The sequence below is a fragment of the Neorhizobium sp. BT27B genome (assembly GCF_050455485.1).
In the GTDB taxonomy this organism is placed as follows: domain Bacteria; phylum Pseudomonadota; class Alphaproteobacteria; order Rhizobiales; family Rhizobiaceae; genus Neorhizobium.
Window position 1 is genome coordinate 470,902 of the sequence record NZ_JBCIYT010000004.1, and the last position, 18,812, is coordinate 489,713.

At 59.8% G+C, this 18,812-nt stretch carries 17 protein-coding genes; 4 read left to right on the top strand and 13 right to left on the bottom strand.

What is annotated here, in order from left to right:
- Positions 1–12: 12 nt before the first annotated feature.
- The 7 genes from tssF to tssA all read right to left on the bottom strand — a co-directional run bounded on the left by tssF (position 13) and on the right by tssA (position 7,877).
- A complete protein-coding gene (gene tssF, locus AAIH70_RS13910; RefSeq protein ID WP_132274690.1) occupies positions 13–1,794 on the bottom strand; it encodes a type VI secretion system baseplate subunit TssF in 1,782 nt (593 codons plus the stop codon).
- Complete coding sequence (tssE, locus tag AAIH70_RS13915; RefSeq protein ID WP_132274687.1) at positions 1,787–2,296, bottom strand: type VI secretion system baseplate subunit TssE; 510 nt, start codon at positions 2,294–2,296, stop codon at positions 1,787–1,789. Before tssE ends, tssF begins: the two co-directional genes overlap by 8 nt.
- On the bottom strand, positions 2,289–3,116 hold the full coding sequence (locus AAIH70_RS13920; RefSeq protein ID WP_132274684.1) for a type VI secretion system accessory protein TagJ: 828 nt from the start codon (positions 3,114–3,116) through the stop codon (positions 2,289–2,291). Before AAIH70_RS13920 ends, tssE begins: the two co-directional genes overlap by 8 nt.
- Positions 3,113–4,504, bottom strand: coding sequence for a type VI secretion system contractile sheath large subunit (gene tssC, locus AAIH70_RS13925; protein ID WP_132274681.1), 1,392 nt, complete (start codon positions 4,502–4,504; stop codon positions 3,113–3,115). Before tssC (AAIH70_RS13925) ends, AAIH70_RS13920 begins: the two co-directional genes overlap by 4 nt.
- A 79-nt stretch (positions 4,505–4,583) precedes the next feature.
- Positions 4,584–6,065 (bottom strand): type VI secretion system contractile sheath large subunit, encoded by a 1,482-nt coding sequence (gene tssC / locus AAIH70_RS13930; protein ID WP_132274679.1) that lies wholly within the window; start codon positions 6,063–6,065, stop codon positions 4,584–4,586.
- 128 nt (positions 6,066–6,193) lie between these two features.
- Positions 6,194–6,718, bottom strand: a complete 525-nt coding sequence (gene tssB / locus AAIH70_RS13935; protein WP_132274676.1) for a type VI secretion system contractile sheath small subunit — start codon at positions 6,716–6,718, stop codon at positions 6,194–6,196.
- Between the two features lie 88 nt (positions 6,719–6,806).
- Positions 6,807–7,877, bottom strand: a complete 1,071-nt coding sequence (gene tssA / locus AAIH70_RS13940) for a type VI secretion system protein TssA (RefSeq protein ID WP_245519174.1) — start codon at positions 7,875–7,877, stop codon at positions 6,807–6,809.
- A gap of 231 nt (positions 7,878–8,108) precedes the next feature.
- Between tssA and tssH the strand changes: the two genes are divergently transcribed.
- The 4 genes from tssH (at position 8,109) to AAIH70_RS13960 (ending at position 12,963) form a co-directional block, all read left to right on the top strand.
- Positions 8,109–10,892 (top strand): type VI secretion system ATPase TssH, encoded by a 2,784-nt coding sequence (tssH, locus tag AAIH70_RS13945; protein WP_132274670.1) that lies wholly within the window; start codon positions 8,109–8,111, stop codon positions 10,890–10,892.
- 39 nt (positions 10,893–10,931) lie between these two features.
- Complete coding sequence (locus AAIH70_RS13950; RefSeq protein ID WP_132274667.1) at positions 10,932–11,408, top strand: Hcp family type VI secretion system effector; 477 nt, start codon at positions 10,932–10,934, stop codon at positions 11,406–11,408.
- 89 nt (positions 11,409–11,497) lie between these two features.
- Positions 11,498–12,091: a hypothetical protein gene (locus tag AAIH70_RS13955; protein ID WP_132274665.1), complete on the top strand. Its 594-nt coding sequence runs from the start codon at positions 11,498–11,500 to the stop codon at positions 12,089–12,091.
- A gap of 215 nt (positions 12,092–12,306) precedes the next feature.
- A complete protein-coding gene (locus AAIH70_RS13960; protein ID WP_132274662.1) occupies positions 12,307–12,963 on the top strand; it encodes a peroxiredoxin in 657 nt (218 codons plus the stop codon).
- Between the two features lie 224 nt (positions 12,964–13,187).
- Here the strand turns inward: AAIH70_RS13960 and AAIH70_RS13965 are convergent, their stop codons facing one another.
- From AAIH70_RS13965 to AAIH70_RS13990, 6 genes are all read right to left on the bottom strand, one after another.
- On the bottom strand, positions 13,188–14,255 hold the full coding sequence (locus AAIH70_RS13965; protein ID WP_245519173.1) for a lipoate--protein ligase family protein: 1,068 nt from the start codon (positions 14,253–14,255) through the stop codon (positions 13,188–13,190).
- Positions 14,256–14,275: 20 nt separating this feature from the next.
- Positions 14,276–15,112, bottom strand: coding sequence for a MetQ/NlpA family ABC transporter substrate-binding protein (locus tag AAIH70_RS13970; RefSeq protein ID WP_132274659.1), 837 nt, complete (start codon positions 15,110–15,112; stop codon positions 14,276–14,278).
- Between the two features lie 129 nt (positions 15,113–15,241).
- Positions 15,242–16,150, bottom strand: coding sequence for an ABC transporter ATP-binding protein (locus AAIH70_RS13975; RefSeq protein ID WP_132274656.1), 909 nt, complete (start codon positions 16,148–16,150; stop codon positions 15,242–15,244).
- The gene (locus AAIH70_RS13980) at positions 16,147–16,950 is read right to left on the bottom strand and encodes an ABC transporter ATP-binding protein (RefSeq protein WP_430034396.1); all 804 of its coding nucleotides are present in this window, start codon (positions 16,948–16,950) and stop codon (positions 16,147–16,149) included. The genes AAIH70_RS13975 and AAIH70_RS13980 overlap by 4 nt, the downstream gene beginning before the upstream one ends.
- A complete protein-coding gene (locus tag AAIH70_RS13985; RefSeq protein ID WP_132274651.1) occupies positions 16,947–17,825 on the bottom strand; it encodes an ABC transporter permease in 879 nt (292 codons plus the stop codon). The genes AAIH70_RS13980 and AAIH70_RS13985 overlap by 4 nt, the downstream gene beginning before the upstream one ends.
- Before the next feature lies 1 nt (position 17,826).
- A complete protein-coding gene (locus AAIH70_RS13990; RefSeq protein WP_132274648.1) occupies positions 17,827–18,804 on the bottom strand; it encodes an ABC transporter permease in 978 nt (325 codons plus the stop codon).
- Between the last annotated feature and the right edge of the window lie 8 nt (positions 18,805–18,812).

An 18,812-nucleotide genomic window follows, 5' to 3' on the forward strand; every position in this document is an offset into this window, starting at 1 on the left:
CCTTTCTTGTCTTCACAGCAACGGGCGCTCGGCCGCGCGGGCCGGCCAGTGGGCAATGGGTTTGGACTGGCCCTTCATCGAAATGGTCAGCCGCGTGAAACTGTTGACGGATGTGTAGAGGCTGAAGAAACGGTCGAGCACCGATCCGAACAGGAAGGCCGAGGCGCGGTCGATCGCTGCCGGATCGAATTCCAGTGCGATTTCCGTGCCCGGCACCATGCCACCGCTGCCCAGCCGCGCGGTGGAGCTTTCGGCGCGGATGCGGATCAGCGCATCGACAAGCTGCTTGGTTTCCGGGCTGTCGCGGAAGGCATAAAGCGACAACACATCCTTCAGCGCCGCCCCCTCATTGTCGAACAGCGACAGATGGTTGAGCAGAAGATGCGAGACGAGGCGCCAGTTGCGGCCGTCCTGATCGTTCATGCGCACGGACGGCGTCGGCGGCATCAACGCTTCCACGCCCGATACCGCTTCATGGCCCGACGCCAGCTGCAGGAACGGGTGGCCGCCGCCGAAGGGCAATTGCTCCGGCAGTTCGCGGTTGATGCACAGGGTATCCACACCGGCGACCGCATCGATCGGCCCTGCAAACCGGCGGTCGCGATCGACGAAGGCGATCTCCATGTCGCTGGTGCCGTCTTCCTCGTCGAACCGACGATAGGCCTGCCAATAGGCTGTGCTGTTGCCGGCACGCTGGCTGCGGCCGAAAAACGGCTGGCAATATTCTTCCTGCCCGCGTGAGCCGGTGAGAAGAACCCGCTCGATCGCATAGATCTCGCGGGTCTTCTGGCGACGGGCGTCCGGCAGAAGACGATATTCGGTACGAGTACCATCGACCGAAATCGGCTCGCAGGTCTGCCGGAACAGGTTGACGACCGGGGTCGCATTCAGTGCAAAATCTCGGGCCGACACGGTGCGTTCAAGCTTGGCGTCGGTTTCCTTGAGATAGATGAAGATTTCCAGCGCCTGATCCTTCCAGGCGCTCAGTCCCTCGATATCGAGGAACAGGTATTTTTGCGGCAGGGCGAAAAACTCTGTCAGCAGCCGGTAACCGATGAAACTCGGTGCCGGATAAGGCAGCATCGCCTCGTTTTCTTCGAAACCCACCTGTTTCAGATTGCGGGCCGGCAGAAACACCGGCTGGCGGTCATCGCCATGGCGGGCAAGTGCGATGCCGAGCGTGTGGTTGGCCAGGAGTTCGTAGATCGAAACGGCCTGGCTCCAGGCGGAGGGAATGTGCAGGCGCAGACGATCGATGCCGAGTTCGCCGAACGGTTTGCGGGCATCCAGCGTGCGAACCGACAGGCGCAGACAACCGGCGACGCCTTGATAGGGCGACAGCGGCGCGTTGATCGGCTGGCCGGAAAGAGTGGCGCCGGTGATTTCGATCGGCGCCATTTCCACGTCCTGCGTGGTGCGGAAACGGCAGGATTCGCCACCGATCGGCTCAGCGAGGATTTCCGTGTGGCGCGGCACGGTCTGCACCGATGCCAGCGTGTCGCTCGGGTTGAAGCGCACGATGCTCATCGATGGCAGGGGTGCCAGATAATGCGGGTAAAGCGTCTCCAACAGGCCGTCGGTCAGTTCCGGAAACTCATCATCCAGTTTCTGGCGCACGCGCGCGGCAGAGAAAGCAAAGCTCTGGATCAGGCGCTCGACATGCGGATCATCGGCAACATCGCCGGTCATGCGCAGGCGGCCGGCGATCTTTGGAAAAGCGTCGGCGAACCGGGCGGCGCGTTTGCGCAGCGCTCCCAGTTCCTCGTTGTAACGATGCAGAAAACCGTCAGCCATTCGCCGCCTCCACGAGGAAACGCTGTGTGGACGGGTCGATGGTGGATTCGAAACTGATCGGCGGCATGCCCTCATGCAGACGGAAGGTCGCCTGAATACGCATTCGTAAGGCCCGCTCGGTCATCGTCCGGCTTTTCAGGATCGTCACGCGCACTTCCGAAAGCCGCGTTTCGAACATGGTAATGCGGCGCTCGATCATGCGGGCGAGCGAAAGTTTTGCCTCATCCGTCACCAGATTGGCCGACACCATGCCGTCGACGCCGTAGCTCACCAATGCATCCTTCAGTTCGGAAAGTTCCGAAGGCGGCGCCGAGGGGCAACGACGGGTGTTGAGCAGCGCCTCAAGGTCACGACGGATCGACTCGCGCATTTCGCGCGTCTGATCGGTCACGCTTGCCGGTGGGTCGAAGTCGCGATCGGGCGCGTCGTCGATCAACCGGTCCAGAATGGACCGGGAGAGAACGCGATCACGCGGCCGATAACGCTCCAGCGGGTCAACCATGCGCAACCTCGCGGGCAGCGGCAGCCGTTGCCGCTTCCAGGCTTTCCGTATCATGGAAGGACGCGAGATCATCTCCGGCCAGGAACGAGCGCTGGCCGCGGCCGGTGGTGATGCCGGTCGGCTCTTCCACCCATTCCGTTTCGCGGCCAAGCCGCAGGCGATCATCCGTACCGGTGCCGTGATAGATGGCCGGCAGCAGAACCGGGGCAACGGCACCGTCTATCAGCGACAGTTCGGCGCGGCGGAAGGCGAGATCGCGCGGACGGGCGATCGGCTCGATGGTCAATTCGGCGATCTTGGCAAAATCAATCCACAGATAGGCGCCGCCGGTCATGATCACTTCCAGCGCATGCGGCGTGCGGTCGTCGAGATCGCGGAAATCGTCGATACGCTTGCCGTTCAGCAGGATGGCGCGTTCGCCGCGCAGTTCTTCAAGGCGCTGCAGTTCGGCGGTGGCTTCATCGCCATTGCCTTCACGGTGGGCGATGCCGACCTTGACGGCCAGCTTGTCGAGTTCGCTCGGGCCTTGCGGAAATTCCGGCACGGCGCCGGTCTCATACCATGCATTGCGGGCGGCCATGCCGCGCAACTCGTTGCGCAACAGCGCAAAGCCCATCGTCGCATCCGGCGCAAAGGTAACGGCAAGGCCACACTGATTGTCGGCGCGCTCGTAATCGCCGGCCAGAACCAGCAGGTCGATATAGAGATTGCGGGCCTCCTGATCGGACGGCTTGGCTTTCAGGTGCGCCTTGGCTGCATCGAGTGCCTCATCGAGTGCGTTTTCGCTGAGCAGGCGGGCGATGCTTTCGGAAAGCGTCATGCGGACATCCTTTTGGGTAGCGAACCTTCATTCGCGGAAGCGGTGCGGCTTCCCGTCATCGTTTCGGCGATGAGGTGGAAGCTGGTGGAAACGTCGTCGAGCTGGAAATGCGGCTGCAGACGAACGGTACAGGAGAAGGTGCCGGGCTTGCCGGGGATCTCGGCGACGGTAATGCCGGCGGAACGAAGCGGAAAACGCGTGCGCAGCGCCAGATCGGCATCGTCATTGCCAAGCGTATAGGCGGTCAGCCAGTCTTCCAGCTTGCGTTCGATCGAGCGCGCGTCGGACAGCTGGCCGATCTCGTCGCGCATGATCACCTTGAGATAATGCGAGAAGCGCGAGGCGCAGAGCACATATTGCAGCATGGCGGCGATGCGGGCGTTCTGGCGTGCATGTTCGTTGGAATAATGCTGTGGCGCGTGCATCGACTGGTTGGAATTGAAGATGGCCGAAGCCGACAGATAGGTGGTGGCAACAGGCACGATGCCGAGATCGCAGAACTGCTGTTCCTGCCCCGTGGTCAGGCGGATCTCCACCGGTGCCTGCGCCGACAGGCCGTTGCTCTCGGTGCCGAAATCGTATGGCGCCAGTTCCATCGTGCTCAGCATGCCGCCATCGATGGCGTCCTGCGTGACGCCACGGATATCGGCAAACCAGCCGCTGTCGATGAAATTGCGGATGACGACGGTGGCAAAGGCGAAGGCGGCATTGCCCCACAGAAGCGAACTGCCATCCTCGGCGATCTCCTCGCGAAACGGAAACCGATCGTCGCGATGGCGGGCATAAGGCTCGAACGGCGCGCGCATCAGAATGCGCGGCGCGACAAGGCCGAGGAAGCGGGAATCTTCCCGTGCACGCAGGCTGTTCCAGCGGATACGGGCCGGATCGCTGGCCAGCCAGGAAAAATCCTGAACGCGGCCGAGGTCCTGAAAGCTTTCCAATCCGACCGCACCGGCGGAAGCGCCGGCCACAAAGGGACAAAAGGCCGCCGCAGCGACCATGCCAAGCTGGGTCAGCGTGCTGACGGGATCGCCGCCATCCGGTTCCTCGTGGGAAAAATGGTAATCGCCGACCAGCAAGCCGTAAGGCTCGCCGCCGGGCATGCCGAATTCGCGGCTGTAGATCAGTTCGAACAGGTGGCTCTGGTCGAAATCGGAGGCGCGCTCCATGCTGCGCGCCAGTTCTTTCCAGCTCATGCTCAACAGCTTGATCTTGACGTCGCCACCACGCGTGGATTCACGCACGAGCATGGCAATGCCGCGCCACCGTGCCTCCATCGCCTGAAAATCAGGGTGGTGCAGGATAGCGTTGACTTGGCCGTTCAGCGCCTCGTCGATCAGTGAGATCAACTGGTCTGCCCGGCGCCGCCATTCTGTGCTGGAACCCATGGTCATTATATTTGGCCGAAATATCGCTTGAAAAAGGAAAGTACGCGCGGCGAAATGTCGCCGCGCGTATCGTCAGATTTTAGGACTTGGACGGAATGCGGGCGACCATGCGCAGCGAGGTCGTCAGTTCTTCCATCTGCAACCACGGACGCATCCAGGCGACGGCATTGTAGGAACCCGGCTTGCCCGGAATTTCCTGCACGGTCACCTTGGCATCGCGCAGCGGATATTTTGCGCGCGATTCTTCGCCGGCATCGTCATTGGCGTTGACGTAGTTGGAGATCCAGCGGTTCAGCCAGTTCTGGCAATCTTCCGCTTCCATGAAGGAGCCGATCTTGTCGCGACCCATGACCTTCAGGTAGTGGGCGAAACGCGAAGTGGCCATCATGTAGGGCAGACGTGCCGAAACGGCAGCGTTGGCCGTTGCTTCCGGACGGTCGTAGAGCTTTGGCTTGTGGGCCGTCTGCGCACCGAAGAACACGGCATAATCGGTGTTCTTGTAGTGGCACAGCGGCAGAAAGCCGAGCTTGCCGAGTTCGGCGTCGCGACGGTCTGTAATGCCGACTTCGGTCGGGCATTTCAGATCGAGATCGCCGTCATCGCTGGCGAAGACATGCATCGGCAGGCCTTCGACCTTGCCGCCATTTTCCGCGCCACGGATGGCCGTGCACCAGCCGCTCTTGGCGAATGCGTCGGTGAGGCGCGTGCCCATCACATAGGCCGCGTTCATCCAGCAATAGTTTTCGTGCGGCAGTTCACCCGTCTTCGAACCGCCGGTTTCGTCATAGTTGAACTCGTCGACCGGGTTGGTCGTCGGGCCGTAGGGCATGCGCGAGAGAACACGCGGCATGGCCAGCGTCACGAAGCGGGAATCGTCGCTGTCGCGAAGGCCGCGCCACTTGGCGTATTCGACGGTTTCGAAAATCTTTTCGAGATCGCGCGGCTTGGACAGCTCGCGGTAATCGTCGAAGCCGAACATGCGCGGGCTGGCCGCCGAGATGAACGGCGCGAAAGCTGCTGCCGCGATCATCGATACGCCCTGAAGCGTCTGCACGTCGTCGAACGAATTGTCGAATTCGTAATCGCCGATGATCGCGCCCATCGGTTCGCCGCCCGGCGTGCCGAATTCGTCTTCGTAGATCGACTTGAACAGGCGCGACTGGTCGAATTCCACCGCCTTGGAAAGGTCGCGGCTGATGTCACGCTTGGAAGCGTTCAGCACACGGATCTTCAGGTTGACGCTGGTTTCGGAATTCTTGACCAGATAGTTCAGACCGCGCCAGGTACCCTCGAGCTTGACGAATTCCGGTGCCTGCATGATGGCGGCAAGCTGGGTGGAAATCGTCTTGTCGAGTTCGGCGATCGCGTTGTTCAGCGTGATCGTCAGGTTGCGGTCATAGGTGACCGTGCCCTTGAGGGCCTGGTCGGTCAGGGTGCGCAGAAGATCCTGTGCACGGTTTGGTTCGGTCTGACGGGTCGCCGCGACGACCTGGGAGAGAAGATCCTGTTCCTGTGCGAAACCGGCCTCTTCCTTCCTTTGCACTTGCGTGTCAGCGCTCATGTCTCAAATCCTTTTTTATGAGCAGCGCGTCGGAAAAGCTGTTCCGGGGCAGGCGATACTCAAAACAAACAGACGGGCATTTCCTGATGCGCGACGGGCTTGTGCCCGATGCCGCGCACCGCCGGCACTCAGTTGGCGGGGCTCTTGTTCTCTTCCTTCTTGTCGCCGCCAAGCTGGGCGACGAGCTGGGAGAGATCGGCCTTGTTCTGCAAAATGTCTTCGAGCAAGCGTTCCAGTTCTTCCGAACGGTCGGCCTTGCTCATCAGGTCACGCAATTCGTTGCGGGCATCGAGCAGAGCCTTCAGTGCAGGCACCTGATTGACCACCGAACCCGGCTCGAAATCTTCCATGCTTTCGAACTTCAGCGCGACCGGAAGCTGGGTGCCGTCACCCTTCAGCGTGTTGTCCACCGAGATGGTGAGACCCGGCGTCATGCGGCGCATCACGTCGTCGAAATTGTCGCGGTCGATCTGCACGAACTTGCGTTCGCCGAACGGCTTCAGCGGCTGGGTGGGGTTACCGGAAAAGTCACCGAGAACGCCGACGACGAAGGGAAGTTCCTTCACCACCATCGCGCCTTCGGTTTCCACTTCGTACTTGATGTGGACGCGAGGCTTGCGAACCCGCTCCAGCTTTTCATGTACACTTGCCATCAAGATTCTCCTTCATGCCATCGGCAAAATACGAATTCAGATTGTTGCGGAACGCGATCGGACAAGGCCCGATTGCAATAAAATCTCTTCAGCCTCCCCTGTTTTCCGTGGAGGGTTGAATGCCGGCCGCCGTCAGCACCGCATGTCGCGCGTGCTGTTCGGGCAAAAGCTCGGCAAGAAGTTCGGAAAAATCCATGCGTCCGCGACGCACCAGCGTCTCGATCGACATGGAAACCGGGGAATGCGGCTCGGTACGGCGGAAATAGCGCGACACCGCCATCAGAAGCTCGAATGCCTCTTCGCGGGATCGGATGCTGTCCGCCGTTATGGCGCGGATGCGCGGCTGGTCTTCCGCAGGCGCTGTCACACCGGTCTCCGACGGTTCGAATTCCTGCGCATTTTCAGCTGCTTGCGCCGGTTCCGGCTCGCTGATGCCGGCCAGAACGCGGATCGCGGAGGCGGCCTCTTGCAACACATTGCGTGTATTAGAACTTGGTGGTGCCTGCCTGCCGCAGCGTTCATCAAGTATTTCTACCATACGGTCAAAAGCGGCAATGCACTCCATGAGAACGTGCAAATGCGCTGACATATTCGCGACACCGGCTTCCAGCGCCGCATGCTGCAGGTCTTCGCGACGAGCGTCTTCGCCGGGCCGCTGGCCGATCTGGAAATCCCACAGCGAAAACTGTGCGAATTTTACCCCCGGGATCAATGAACTCAGACGAATAGCCTGGATGATCGTGCCTTCTGAGCCGACACCGTTCAACCCGGCGAAGGGACTGAAGCGCTCCTCGAAATCCTCGTCGCCAATGGAATGCAGATCGTCAAAATAGTTTTCTAAAAGCGACACGATGGACAGGTAGACATCCCGCAGGCCTTCAAAGCCACGCAGTCGCACCTGGGCTTCTGCAACCCAGGCTAATACTTCTATATCCTTACTCTCTGAAGTAAGAATCTGCAATCCAAGGTTGCTTACGTCTTGCCAGATAGGTGACAAGCCAATATTCTCACCCGGCGTTATTCCTCGTTCGGCAGCTCTTGCAGCGTTACGGGCGTCCTTAATTCTATAGTATATTGGGCGCGCAGAAGTATTTTCCCTGACGTTTTCTCCGCAGGGGCGCGTTTCATCAAGTGGATCCACGATCTGGCGCACGTTCACGCGGGGATGATCTCCGTTTATATAAGGTATTTCGTAACTAAGCCTATAATGTTGGCCCATATAACGTCTTGTCAACCTCAGACAAGAGGTGTCAATTTTATGACGGTAGTATGAGATACTTTTTCGAAAAATAGGGGATTTTTACGACTGGACAAGGTGGTTTGATCGCCCTAGTTGTCGCCGGACATCTCGAAGAACACCGTACGGCCAACAGCAAACAGGACTTGCCTGATGTCGCATATCGATCTCAATCGTCTGATCAGAACGCTTGAGCCTAACTTGCGTGTCGGTCTTGAGACAGCGGCATCACTTGCCGCGCGTCATCAGCATGCCGCCGTAGATATTGCCCACTGGTTGCGCTCGCTCCTCGATATTCAGGCACTTTCCGCCGTTTTCGAAGAGCTTGACGTGCCGTCGGAGGCATTGCGCACTGAACTGGACGCCACCATCGCCGACATCCGGCGTGAGGGTGACGCGTCGCTTGCCCTTTCCCAGAACCTGCTCGCTCTGGCGCGAGAAGCGTGGCTTACTGCATCGTTGCAGTCCGGCCGCTCGACAGTCGTGCTGGGCGATCTTCTCTCTGCCCTGAATTCCGATCAGTCGCTGCGTGTCGTTGCTCGCGGCATTGCGCCGTCGCTGCGTTCGCTCAACCGCGCGAAGCTCGACAGCCTGCTGGAGAAGGCGCAAGGCGAACCGGGCGGCCAGTCGGAGCCGGCGTTGAATGCGCCGGCTTCTGCGTCTCAGGGCAACGAATTCCTGCGGCTTTATACCCGCGACATGACCGAGGATGCCCGCGCCGGCAAGATCGACCCGGTGATCGGCCGCGATGGCGAGTTGCGCCAGGTCGTCGACATCCTTATGCGTCGTCGCCAGAACAATCCGATCCTAGTGGGTGAAGCCGGTGTGGGTAAAACCGCCGTCGCGGAAGCCTTTGCGTTGGAAATTGTTGCCGGCAACGTGCCGGAGCGCCTGAAGGAAGTTAAACTTCTGCTGCTCGATCTCAGCCTTCTGCAAGCGGGTGCCGGCGTGAAGGGCGAGTTCGAACGTCGCCTCCATGGTGTCGTCGATGCCGTCAAGGCGTCCGACAAGCCAATCATTCTGTTCATCGATGAGGCGCATGGCCTGATCGGTGCCGGCGGGCAGGCGGGTAATGGCGATGCCGCCAATATCCTGAAACCAGCCCTTGCTCGTGGTGAACTGCGCACGATCGCTGCCACCACCTGGAGCGAATACAAGCGTTATATCGAAAAAGACGCGGCGCTTACCCGTCGTTTCCAGACGGTTCTCGTCAACGAGCCGGATGAAAAGACCGCGGTACGCATGCTGCGTGGTGTTGCCGGCAATCTGAAACTGCATCACCGCGTGCGCATTCGCGATGAGGCGATCGTTGCCGCCGTGCAGCTTTCTGCCCGTTACCTGCCGGCGCGGCAGTTGCCTGACAAGGCGATCAGCATTCTCGACACGGCTGCCGCTGCCGTTGCCCTGGCACGCCAGACAGTGCCGGAAGCGCTGAAAAATCTCAAAAGCGAAAGCGACATGCTGGAGGCGGAAGCAAACTGGCTGGAAGCTGAACCGCAGACGGAAGAAACCTCAGCGCGTCTGACGGAAATCCGTTCCGAGCGCGAGGATATCGCCCGCGAGATCGAGGCGCTGACCGGAAAATATGACCGGGAAATGCAGCTGGCTCGCGAGGCAGACCGCCTCGAAGAAGCATTTTCCGAGGACAATGCAGTTGCTCCGCTCTCGGCAGATGATGCCGCGACCGATGGCGCCGCCAATGTCGCACCGTTCCCGTCGCAGGCCATGACGCCGGAAACTGCGCGCGCCGCATTGGTTTCGGCCGAGCGCAGCCTTGCAGCTGCTGCCGGCGAAGCGCCGCTCATTCCGCGCGTCGTCGATCGTGATGTGGTTGCCACCATCATCGCGCGCTGGACCGGTATCCCGGTCGGCAAGCTGCTGACCGATCAGGTCGAGACGGTGAAAACGCTGGATGCGCGCCTGAAAGAGCGCGTGCTCGGTCAGGACGCCGCGCTTGACCGTATCGCCGCCGCCATGCGGGCTGCCCGCGCCGGCCTGAACGATCCGCGCCGGCCGCCTGCCGTTTTCCTGCTGGTCGGCATGTCCGGCACCGGCAAGACCGAGACTGCACTCACGCTCGCCGACATGTTCTATGGCGGCAGCCAGCATCTGACCACGATCAACATGTCGGAGTTCAAGGAGGAGCATAAGATTTCGATGCTTCTCGGCTCTCCTCCGGGTTATGTCGGTTATGGCGAAGGTGGCGTGCTGACCGAAGCCGTTCGCCGCCGGCCTTACGGCGTGCTGCTGCTCGATGAGATCGACAAGGCGCATCCGGGTGTGCAGGAAATCTTCTATCAGGTGTTCGACAAGGGAACGCTGCGCGACGGCGAAGGCCGCGACATCGATTTCAAGAACACCACGATCTTCATGACCGCCAATACCGGTTCGGAATTGCTGGCCTCGCTGGCCGCCGATCCCGATACCATGCCGGAAGGCGAAGCGCTGGAGCAGTTGCTGCTGCCGGAACTGCAAAAACACTTCAAGCCGGCCTTTGTCGGCCGCACCACGGTTCTGCCGTTCATGCCGCTGACGGCGGAAACGCTGTCGGGCATCATCGATATCCAGATCGATCGCATCCGCCAGCGTGTCGTCGGCACATATGGCACGGCGCTGACGCTTTCGCAGGAGGCGCGCGAAGCGCTGATCTCGCGTGCGAAAAGCAGCGAAATGGGTGCACGCGCCATCGAGGTGATGATCGCCCGCGATCTTCTGCCGGTTCTGTCCACCTTCTTCCTCGATGTCATCACCGAGGCTCGCAAGATCAAGCATATTACAATCAATTTTGACGGCCAGCACTTTGGCATCGATGCCGAAGACGCAAAGCCGCAACAGGAATTCGCTGCGCCGGACGGGGGTCGGGGTCGGCAGGCGGATGAAGAAGCCGGGGGACGCAAACGCGCCCCAGGACGATCGCGAAAGGCGACGACGCCTTAGACGCAACAAGGCTAAGACCTTTAAACAGGAGCTGAAAGCATGCCGATTTATCTTCAGATCGACGGTATCCAGGGTGACGCAACGCACGAGCAGCACCGCAAGTGGATGGACATTGAAGCCATTCACTGGAACGTGTCGCGTAACCTGAACACCTCTGCCGGTTCGGCAGCAAACCGCGAAGCTTCCGAGCCGACCATTTCGGAAGTCATCCTTACCAAGGTCAGCGACTCGTCGTCGACCAAGCTGTTCCAGGAAGCCTGCTCGGGTCGCACCGGCAAGCGCGCCACCATCCACCTGGTAACGACCGGTAACCCGGGCGACACCTATATCGAATACCTGCTGACCAATACTCTGATCGCCAGCTATTCGATCGACTCGAACGGTGACCGTCCGGTCGAAACCATCAAGCTCAACTTCACCAAGCTTGAAGTGAAGTACACCCCGTTCGACGAACAGCAGAACCCGCAGTCGCCGATGATCGCTTCTTACGATCTCGCGACCACCAAGGCTGCCTAAGTCTTTTTGCCAGAAGCTGGCGTCGGCGGTTTTCCGCCGGCGCTTTCCCGCGCTCAATCCCGGTCTTAAGACTTTGAAGGAAGCTTCCCATGGGCATTCCAGATATCGATAAAGTAGCATTGACGGACTACAATCTGATCATCGAGGAAGTCTCCGACGAGAGCATCTTCGGGATGATTTCACCAACCCAGAAGATCAAGGGCGTCAAGGTTCTGACCTCTGCCCATCTTCAGGTCGTCCGCCGTGTCTATACTTTGACTGTCGGCGAGGACGTTTATTTCAAGGGCAATAAAATACAGGGAATGCCGGGCGCACGCGAGTTGCTGTCCGAGTTTCTGGAGCCGGGCAAGCAGATCACCACCCGCCCGAACGGCAAGATCGGCATTCTCAACCGCTATGTCGGCAAGAAGAACATTTTTACCGGCAGTGTGGCGCAGAAATACAAGGGCTCGGTGACCATACCGTTCCTGCGTCAGTATGGTGAGGATCCGGCACCGACGCGGCTGCTGCATGGTAATCCAGCGGTTACCTTCCTGCAGAAGGGCGAGGAAAACCCGATGGCCGCCGCCTATTACAACACGCGCACGCACAAGCTCGAATTGCTGCATTATTTCGAGCGTCACAAGCTGCTCGACAATTTCAAGGCGCATTTCGCCGATGCGACGCTGGCTCCGACGGGCTGACGGCAACGATAACCTACAGTATTGCGGTGAGGGCGCGTCCGTGTTGTCGGGTGCGCTTTCGGCCGTTTGGGCGCTTGTCGGGTAAAAAGAAATATCTCGCAGTTCGGTCCCGATTGTCGCGCTTTTATTCCTCGGCGGCAATGTAATTGAGAACGTCTGAACTCCTTTTCAAAGTGGTTTTGCGATCTATTTGATCGCAAAACAGGAGAACCGAGATGAGCCTACGTATCAACGATATCGCACCGGATTTTCAGGCGGAGACCAGTCAGGGTCCGATCTCGTTCCATGAATGGATCGGCGACAACTGGGCTGTGCTGTTTTCGCATCCGAAAAATTTCACGCCGGTCTGCACCACAGAGCTTGGCACGATGGCGGGCCTTGAAGGCGAGTTTCAGAAACGTGGCGTGAAGATCATCGGCATTTCCGTCGATCCGGTCGAAAGCCATGCCAAGTGGAAGGGCGATATCCGCACCGCCACCGGTTACGATGTCGAATACCCGCTGATCGGCGACAAGGATCTCAAGGTCGCCAAGCTTTACGACATGCTGCCGGCGGGTGTCGGCGAGACTTCGGAAGGCCGCACGCCGGCCGACAATGCCACGGTTCGCTCTGTCTTCGTCATCGGCCCGGACAAGAAGATCAAGCTCGTCCTCACCTACCCGATGACGACGGGGCGCAATTTCGATGAAATTTTGCGCGCGATCGACTCGATCCAGCTGACGGCAAAACATCAGGTGGCGACGCCTGCCAACTGGAAACAGGGCGATGATGTCATCATCACCGCTGCAGTGTCGAACGAAGATGCCCTCCAGCGGTTTGGTTCGTTCGATACGGTGCTTCCGTATCTGCGCAAGACCAAGCAGCCAGCCTGATTGAGCAAGCGTGGAGGGAGGGTAGTGTCCTCGCTCGTTTGATGCGTGCTCCCACGGAAGTTTTCGTCATCCTCGGGCCTGTCCCGAGGATCTAATCACGTCAATGAAATTAACCGGCAGCAGATCCTCGGCTCAAGGCCGAGGATGACGACGGAGAGGTATGCAGCCTTCGTCACCTGTTTCGCACAGGTAGTTTGGCGACAGCTTCTGCGCTCGTTTTTCCCTCACGGAATGTGCCGCAACCATTCCTCGGTCGAAAACTTTTCTGCGGCCAGCTTTTCCGCAGCTGCATATTCCTCGTCCGAAATTCTGCCGGCGGTGCCGCCGTTCAGCGAGACAAATGTCTCCTTCATTCGGCGGATGATTTCCTCGCGCGGCAGGCCTGTCTGGCTGCGCAGCGGGTCGACGCGCTTCACGGCGCTGGTCGTGCCCTTGTCGGACAGCTTTTCACGGCCGATGCGCAGAACCTGCACCATTTTTTGCGCATCCATGTCATAGGACATGGTGACATGGTGCAGCACCGCGCCTGACGAAAAACGCTTCTGCGCTGCGCCGCCGATCTTGCCCTTGGAACTCGAAATGTCGTTGAGCGGCTTGTAGAAGGCGTCGATGCCGAGTTCGTTCAGTGCCTTCAGAACCCAGTCGTCGAGAAAGGCATAGGAATCGGCAAAGCTCATGTCGCGCACCAGTTCGGCCGGTGCATAGAGCGAATAGGTCACGGCGCTGCCCGGTTCGACGAACATCGCTCCGCCGCCGGTCACACGCCGCACGGTCTCGACACCGAACTGGTTGGCGGCTTCCAGATCCACTTCGTTGCGCAGTGACTGAAAGCCGCCGATGATGATGGCCGGGCGTTCCCATTCCCAGAAACGCAGGCAGGGGCCACGACGACCGGCCGCCACTTCGCGGGCCAGCACTTCGTCGAGCGCCAGATGCATGGCCGGACGCTGCGGCGGCGCCTCGATGATCTGCCATTCGTAATCACGCCATGTGCCGGTGACGCCGAGCGCACGGCGCACCGCAATCGCCACCGCTTCCGGGCTGAAACCGATCATTTCCGCGCCAAGGCGGAGCTTGGCACGGATGGCGGCGGTGATGTCCTCGACCTTGACGGAGACGGGCAGACCTTCAAGCGCGCCGGAAATGTCGCCCAGGGCTTCCGCCGGCTCGAGAAAGAAATCGCCGGACACCTGCACGTTGGAAAGCCGGTCGTCGGCCGTGTCGAAATCGACCACGACGAGCTTGCCGCCCTGGACCTTGTATTCACCATGCATGGCGTTCTTCCTGTTCAAATGCACCTGCGACCGTTCCGTCAGGGGAACGAGACCATCGATCCGTAAAGCGACCGCAGCTTTTCCTTAACGGCTGGCGAGTTCCGATAGATCTCCACAAAACGTCGCAGCCTCTTGTCGTCACGCATATCGGGCCGCGTCACGAACTGGAAGGCATAGATCGGGTCGTTTTCGAAAATCAATCCGGAAGAGGCGTCGAGACCGGCGAGCTTGGCAAAAGTCGGGTAGGTGGCGGCGGCATCCACGTCATCGAGAACGCGGGCAATCTGCGGGCCGTCGAGCTGTGTGATCTTCAGCGGCTTCACCCATGTCACCACGTCTTCAAGCGTCGCCTTGGTGCCGACGCCGGGCTTCAGTTCCACAAACTTTGCCTGCTGCAGAAGAAGCAGCGAGCGGGCGGTGTTGACGGCGTCACCAGAAAAAACGATCTGCGCATTGTCCGGCAGCTCGGCGAGCGTTTTTACCTTCTTTGAATAGAGGCCAAAAGGCGTGCTGAAGGCGGGCGCGATGGCAACGAGGTCATTGCCGGTATTGGCGTTGGTGAATTCCAGATAGGGCACGTGCTGGAAAAGATTGGCATCGGCCTCGCGATCCGCCACGGCGCGGTTCGGCGTGTTCCAGTCGTTGAACTCGATCAGCTCGACCTTCAGACCCTCGACTTCCGCCTCTTCGGCAGCAATCTCTGCCGCCTGGTTTGAAATGCTGGTGGCAAGCGCGATGCGCAGCGGTTTTGTCTCCTGCGCGCGGGCAGCAGAGGCCGTCACAGTGATGGTAAGCACGGTCAGCAACCCGGCGAGGAACGCGGTGAGACGGCCAGGTGTTGCTGATGGATAAGAGGTCTTCGATGCCATTGCCATTCTCGCTCCCGTAACGACAGGAAACGGGTTTGCCAAGGGCCCGTCTCACGTTCGCGAGTGGCTTTCTACGAGACAGAACAAAAGTCAACCCGATTTATCAAGTTTGACTTTTGTCACGCTGTGCCGTGTTCAGGCTTTTGCCGTCAATCGTGCGAAATGGCGGGGAGACACTTCAATCAGGTCGCCATCCGTCCTCGCGGAAAGATTGCGCACAGCATCCACGTGTTCGGGCTGCATCTGGCTGCCCGTATTATCGAAGCGCATATCGGGGTCCGGCACGGCAGACAAAAGCAAGCGTGTGTACGGATGCTGCGGATTGTCGATCACCTCGGCCGTTGCGCCCCATTCGACGATCTGCCCGGCATACATCACGGCAATATCCTCGGCCACGAAACGGGCGGTGGCGATGTCGTGGGTGATGTAGAGCATGGCGAGGTTCATCTCGCGTTTCATATCGTTCAGCAGGTTCAAGACGCCAAGCCGCACGGAGACGTCGAGCATCGAGGTCGGTTCATCCGCGACGATGACTTCCGGCTTCACCGCCAGCGCGCGCGCAATGTTGACACGCTGGCGCTGGCCGCCGGAAAGCTCGTGCGGGTATTTGGGGGCAATGAGATCCGGGTCCAGCTTTACCCGTTCCAGCAGTTCACGGATGGCGGCATCGATGTCGCTGCTACCAAGTTCCGGCCTGTGCAGTTTCAGCGGACGTTTCAGGTGATAGGCGATCGTCTGGGCCGGGTTGAGCGAGGCGAACGGATCCTGAAAGATCATCTGCACCGAACGCCGATAGGCGGCGATGTCCTTCGCGCCTGCCTTTTCCATCGGCTGGCCCTTGAACAGAACCCGGCCGGCATTGGGCAGATATTCCAGCATCGCCATGCGCGCGCATGTGGTCTTGCCACTGCCGGATTCGCCCACCAGTGCCAGCGCCCGGCCGGACTTGAGGGTCAGCGAGATGTTGCGGGCGGCGTGCACGGTGGCCGCACCATGGCCAAATGTCTTGGTGGCATCGTCGAGTGCCAGAATGATCTCGCTCATGCCAGCACACCTCCATGCAGCGACGGGAAGGATGCCCAGAGTTTTTTCGTATAGTCGTGCTGCGGCGTTTTATAGATCGCTTCGGCCGTGTTCTGCTCCACCAGCTTGCCGCCAAGCATGATGCCAATACGATCGCAGAACTGCACCATCAGGCCGAGATCGTGAGTGATGAACAGGACCGAAAATCCGAGCTTTCGACGCAGCTCATTGATCCGTTGCAGGATTTCCCGCTGAACTACGACATCGAGCGCCGTCGTCGGCTCATCCATCACCACCAGCTTGGGGCCAAGTGCCAAACAGATGGCAATAACGATGCGCTGACGCATGCCGCCGGAGAACTGGTGCGGATAATCACCCATGCGGTCGGGGTTGATATCGACCAGCTTCAGCATCTCCGCGGTCCGCTCGCGGGCCTGCGCCTTCGTCAAGCCGAGATGGGCTTTCAGCACGTCGTAAAACTGCGCCTCGATGCGCAGAACCGGGTTGAGCGAGTTCATGGCACTTTGGAACACCATGGCCACTTCGCGCCAGCGAAAGGCGGCCAGCGCCTTCGGGTCGAGATCGAGCACATCGCGACCATCGAGCAGGATTTCGCTGCCCTTGCGGATCAGCGCCGGGGGGCGGTGCAGGCGGCTGATGGCAAAGGCGAGCGTGCTTTTGCCGCAGCCGGATTCTCCCGCGAGGCCGAAAACCTCGCCGGGCGCGACATCGAAGCTTACGTTATCAACGGCGCGAAAATCGGTTTCGTCGCCGATATAGTCGATCGTCAGATTTTTGATGGATAACAATGGCTGGCTCACAGGCGACCCTCCCCATTGCGCACGAGAAGCGACCAGCGCCCGAGCCGGTTGCCGGTGCGCAGGCGCGGATTGGCGATCTCATCGACGGCGAAATTCAGGAGCGACATGCCGATGCCGAGAAAGGCGAGCGCGAAACACGGCGTCAGGATTTCCCACCATGCACCGACCGAAAGCGCCGAAGCCTTCTGCGCGGCAAACAGCATGTTGCCCCAGGAGATTGCACGCGGATCGCCAAGGCCGAGAAATTCCAGCGTCGCCTGGGTGATGATCGCAAAGATGACGCTGCCGATGAAATTGATGCCGACGATGGAGATGACGTTGGGAAAGATTTCGAAGGCCATGATGCGCCATTGTTTCTCGCCCATCATCTCGGCGGATTTGACAAAGTCCTTCTGCTTGACGGAGAGCGTTTCCGCCCGCGTCACGCGCGCACCCCATGCCCATGAGGTGGCGCCGAGGATTAGCGCGATCACCACCGGGCTTGCCTGACCGATGAACGCGGCCAGTACCAGAAGCAGCGGCAGGTTGGGCACGACAAGCACCATGTTGGTGAAGAAGCTGATCACTTCATCCGTCTTGCCGCCGCGATAACCTGAGACAATACCGAGCACGGTGCCGACAACGGTGATCAGCAGACCCGCGCCAAACCCGACCATCAGCGAGGTGCGCGCGCCATACAGAACGCGGGCAAAAACATCCTGACCGATACGCGTCGTGCCGAGGATGTGATCCATGGACGGCGCCTGATGTGGGCGGCCGGTGCGGGTGGCGGGATTGTATTCGGTGAGCCAAGGTGCGGCGATCGCCAGAATGGCGATGGTGGCGATGATCGCCAGTCCCACAAGCGCCTTGCGGTTTTTCAGCAATGTCTTCATGTCATGCCGCCTTCAGTCGCGGGTCGAGCAGGACGTAGCTGACATCGACGATAAAATTGGCGACCAGCATGGTAGCGGTCATAATCAGCAACTGGCCCTGAATGACCGGGTAATCGCGCGCCAGAATGGCCTGATAGAGCACATTGCCGAGGCCGGGATAATTGAACACCACTTCCGTCACCAGCGAGCCGCCGAGAATGGTGCCGATGGCGATCGCGAGGCTCGAAACGGTCGGCAGCAGCGCGTTGCGGGCCGCATACCACAGCATGACGCGGCGGTCGGAAAGCCCCTTGGCGCGCGCCATGACGATATAATCCTCGCCCAGCAGATTGATCATGTTGTTGCGCATGGTCACGGTAAATCCGCCGATCAGCACGGTGCAGAGCGTCAGCATCGGCAGCACGCCATGATAGGCGACGCTTGAGATATATTGCAGCGTGAAAGCCGGATCGAGCGACGGATCGGCGGCATAACCGTTGGGGAACCAGTCCAGCGTGAAGCCGAACACGAAGAGCACGATCAGCGAGGTGACGACTGCCGGCACCGAGGTCGCGAAAATCGATGTCACCGACACGATGACATCAAATCGGCTGCCGCGCTTCCACGCCGCCATGACGCCGAGCCATGTGCCGAGCACGAAACTGATGATCGTCGCCGTGCCCATCAGCACCAGCGTCCAGATCAGCGCGTGGCCGAGAACCGAGGTGACGGGCAGGGGGAAATATTTGATCGAACGGCCGAGATCACCGGTGAAAATGCTGCCGATATAGGTGAGATATTGCTTCCACAGCGGCCCATCGACGAAACCGAAGGTGAGCTTCAGCGATTCCAGGCTTTCCGGCGGCAGTTCGGCACCGGCGCTCGAAAACATCAGCTGGATCGGATCTCCCGGCATCAGGCGTGGCAGGAAAAAATTGATGGTCGCGGCCGCCAGAAAGGCTGCGAGATAAAATCCCAGGCGGCGTAGAAGAAAGGCCATGCTCGGCT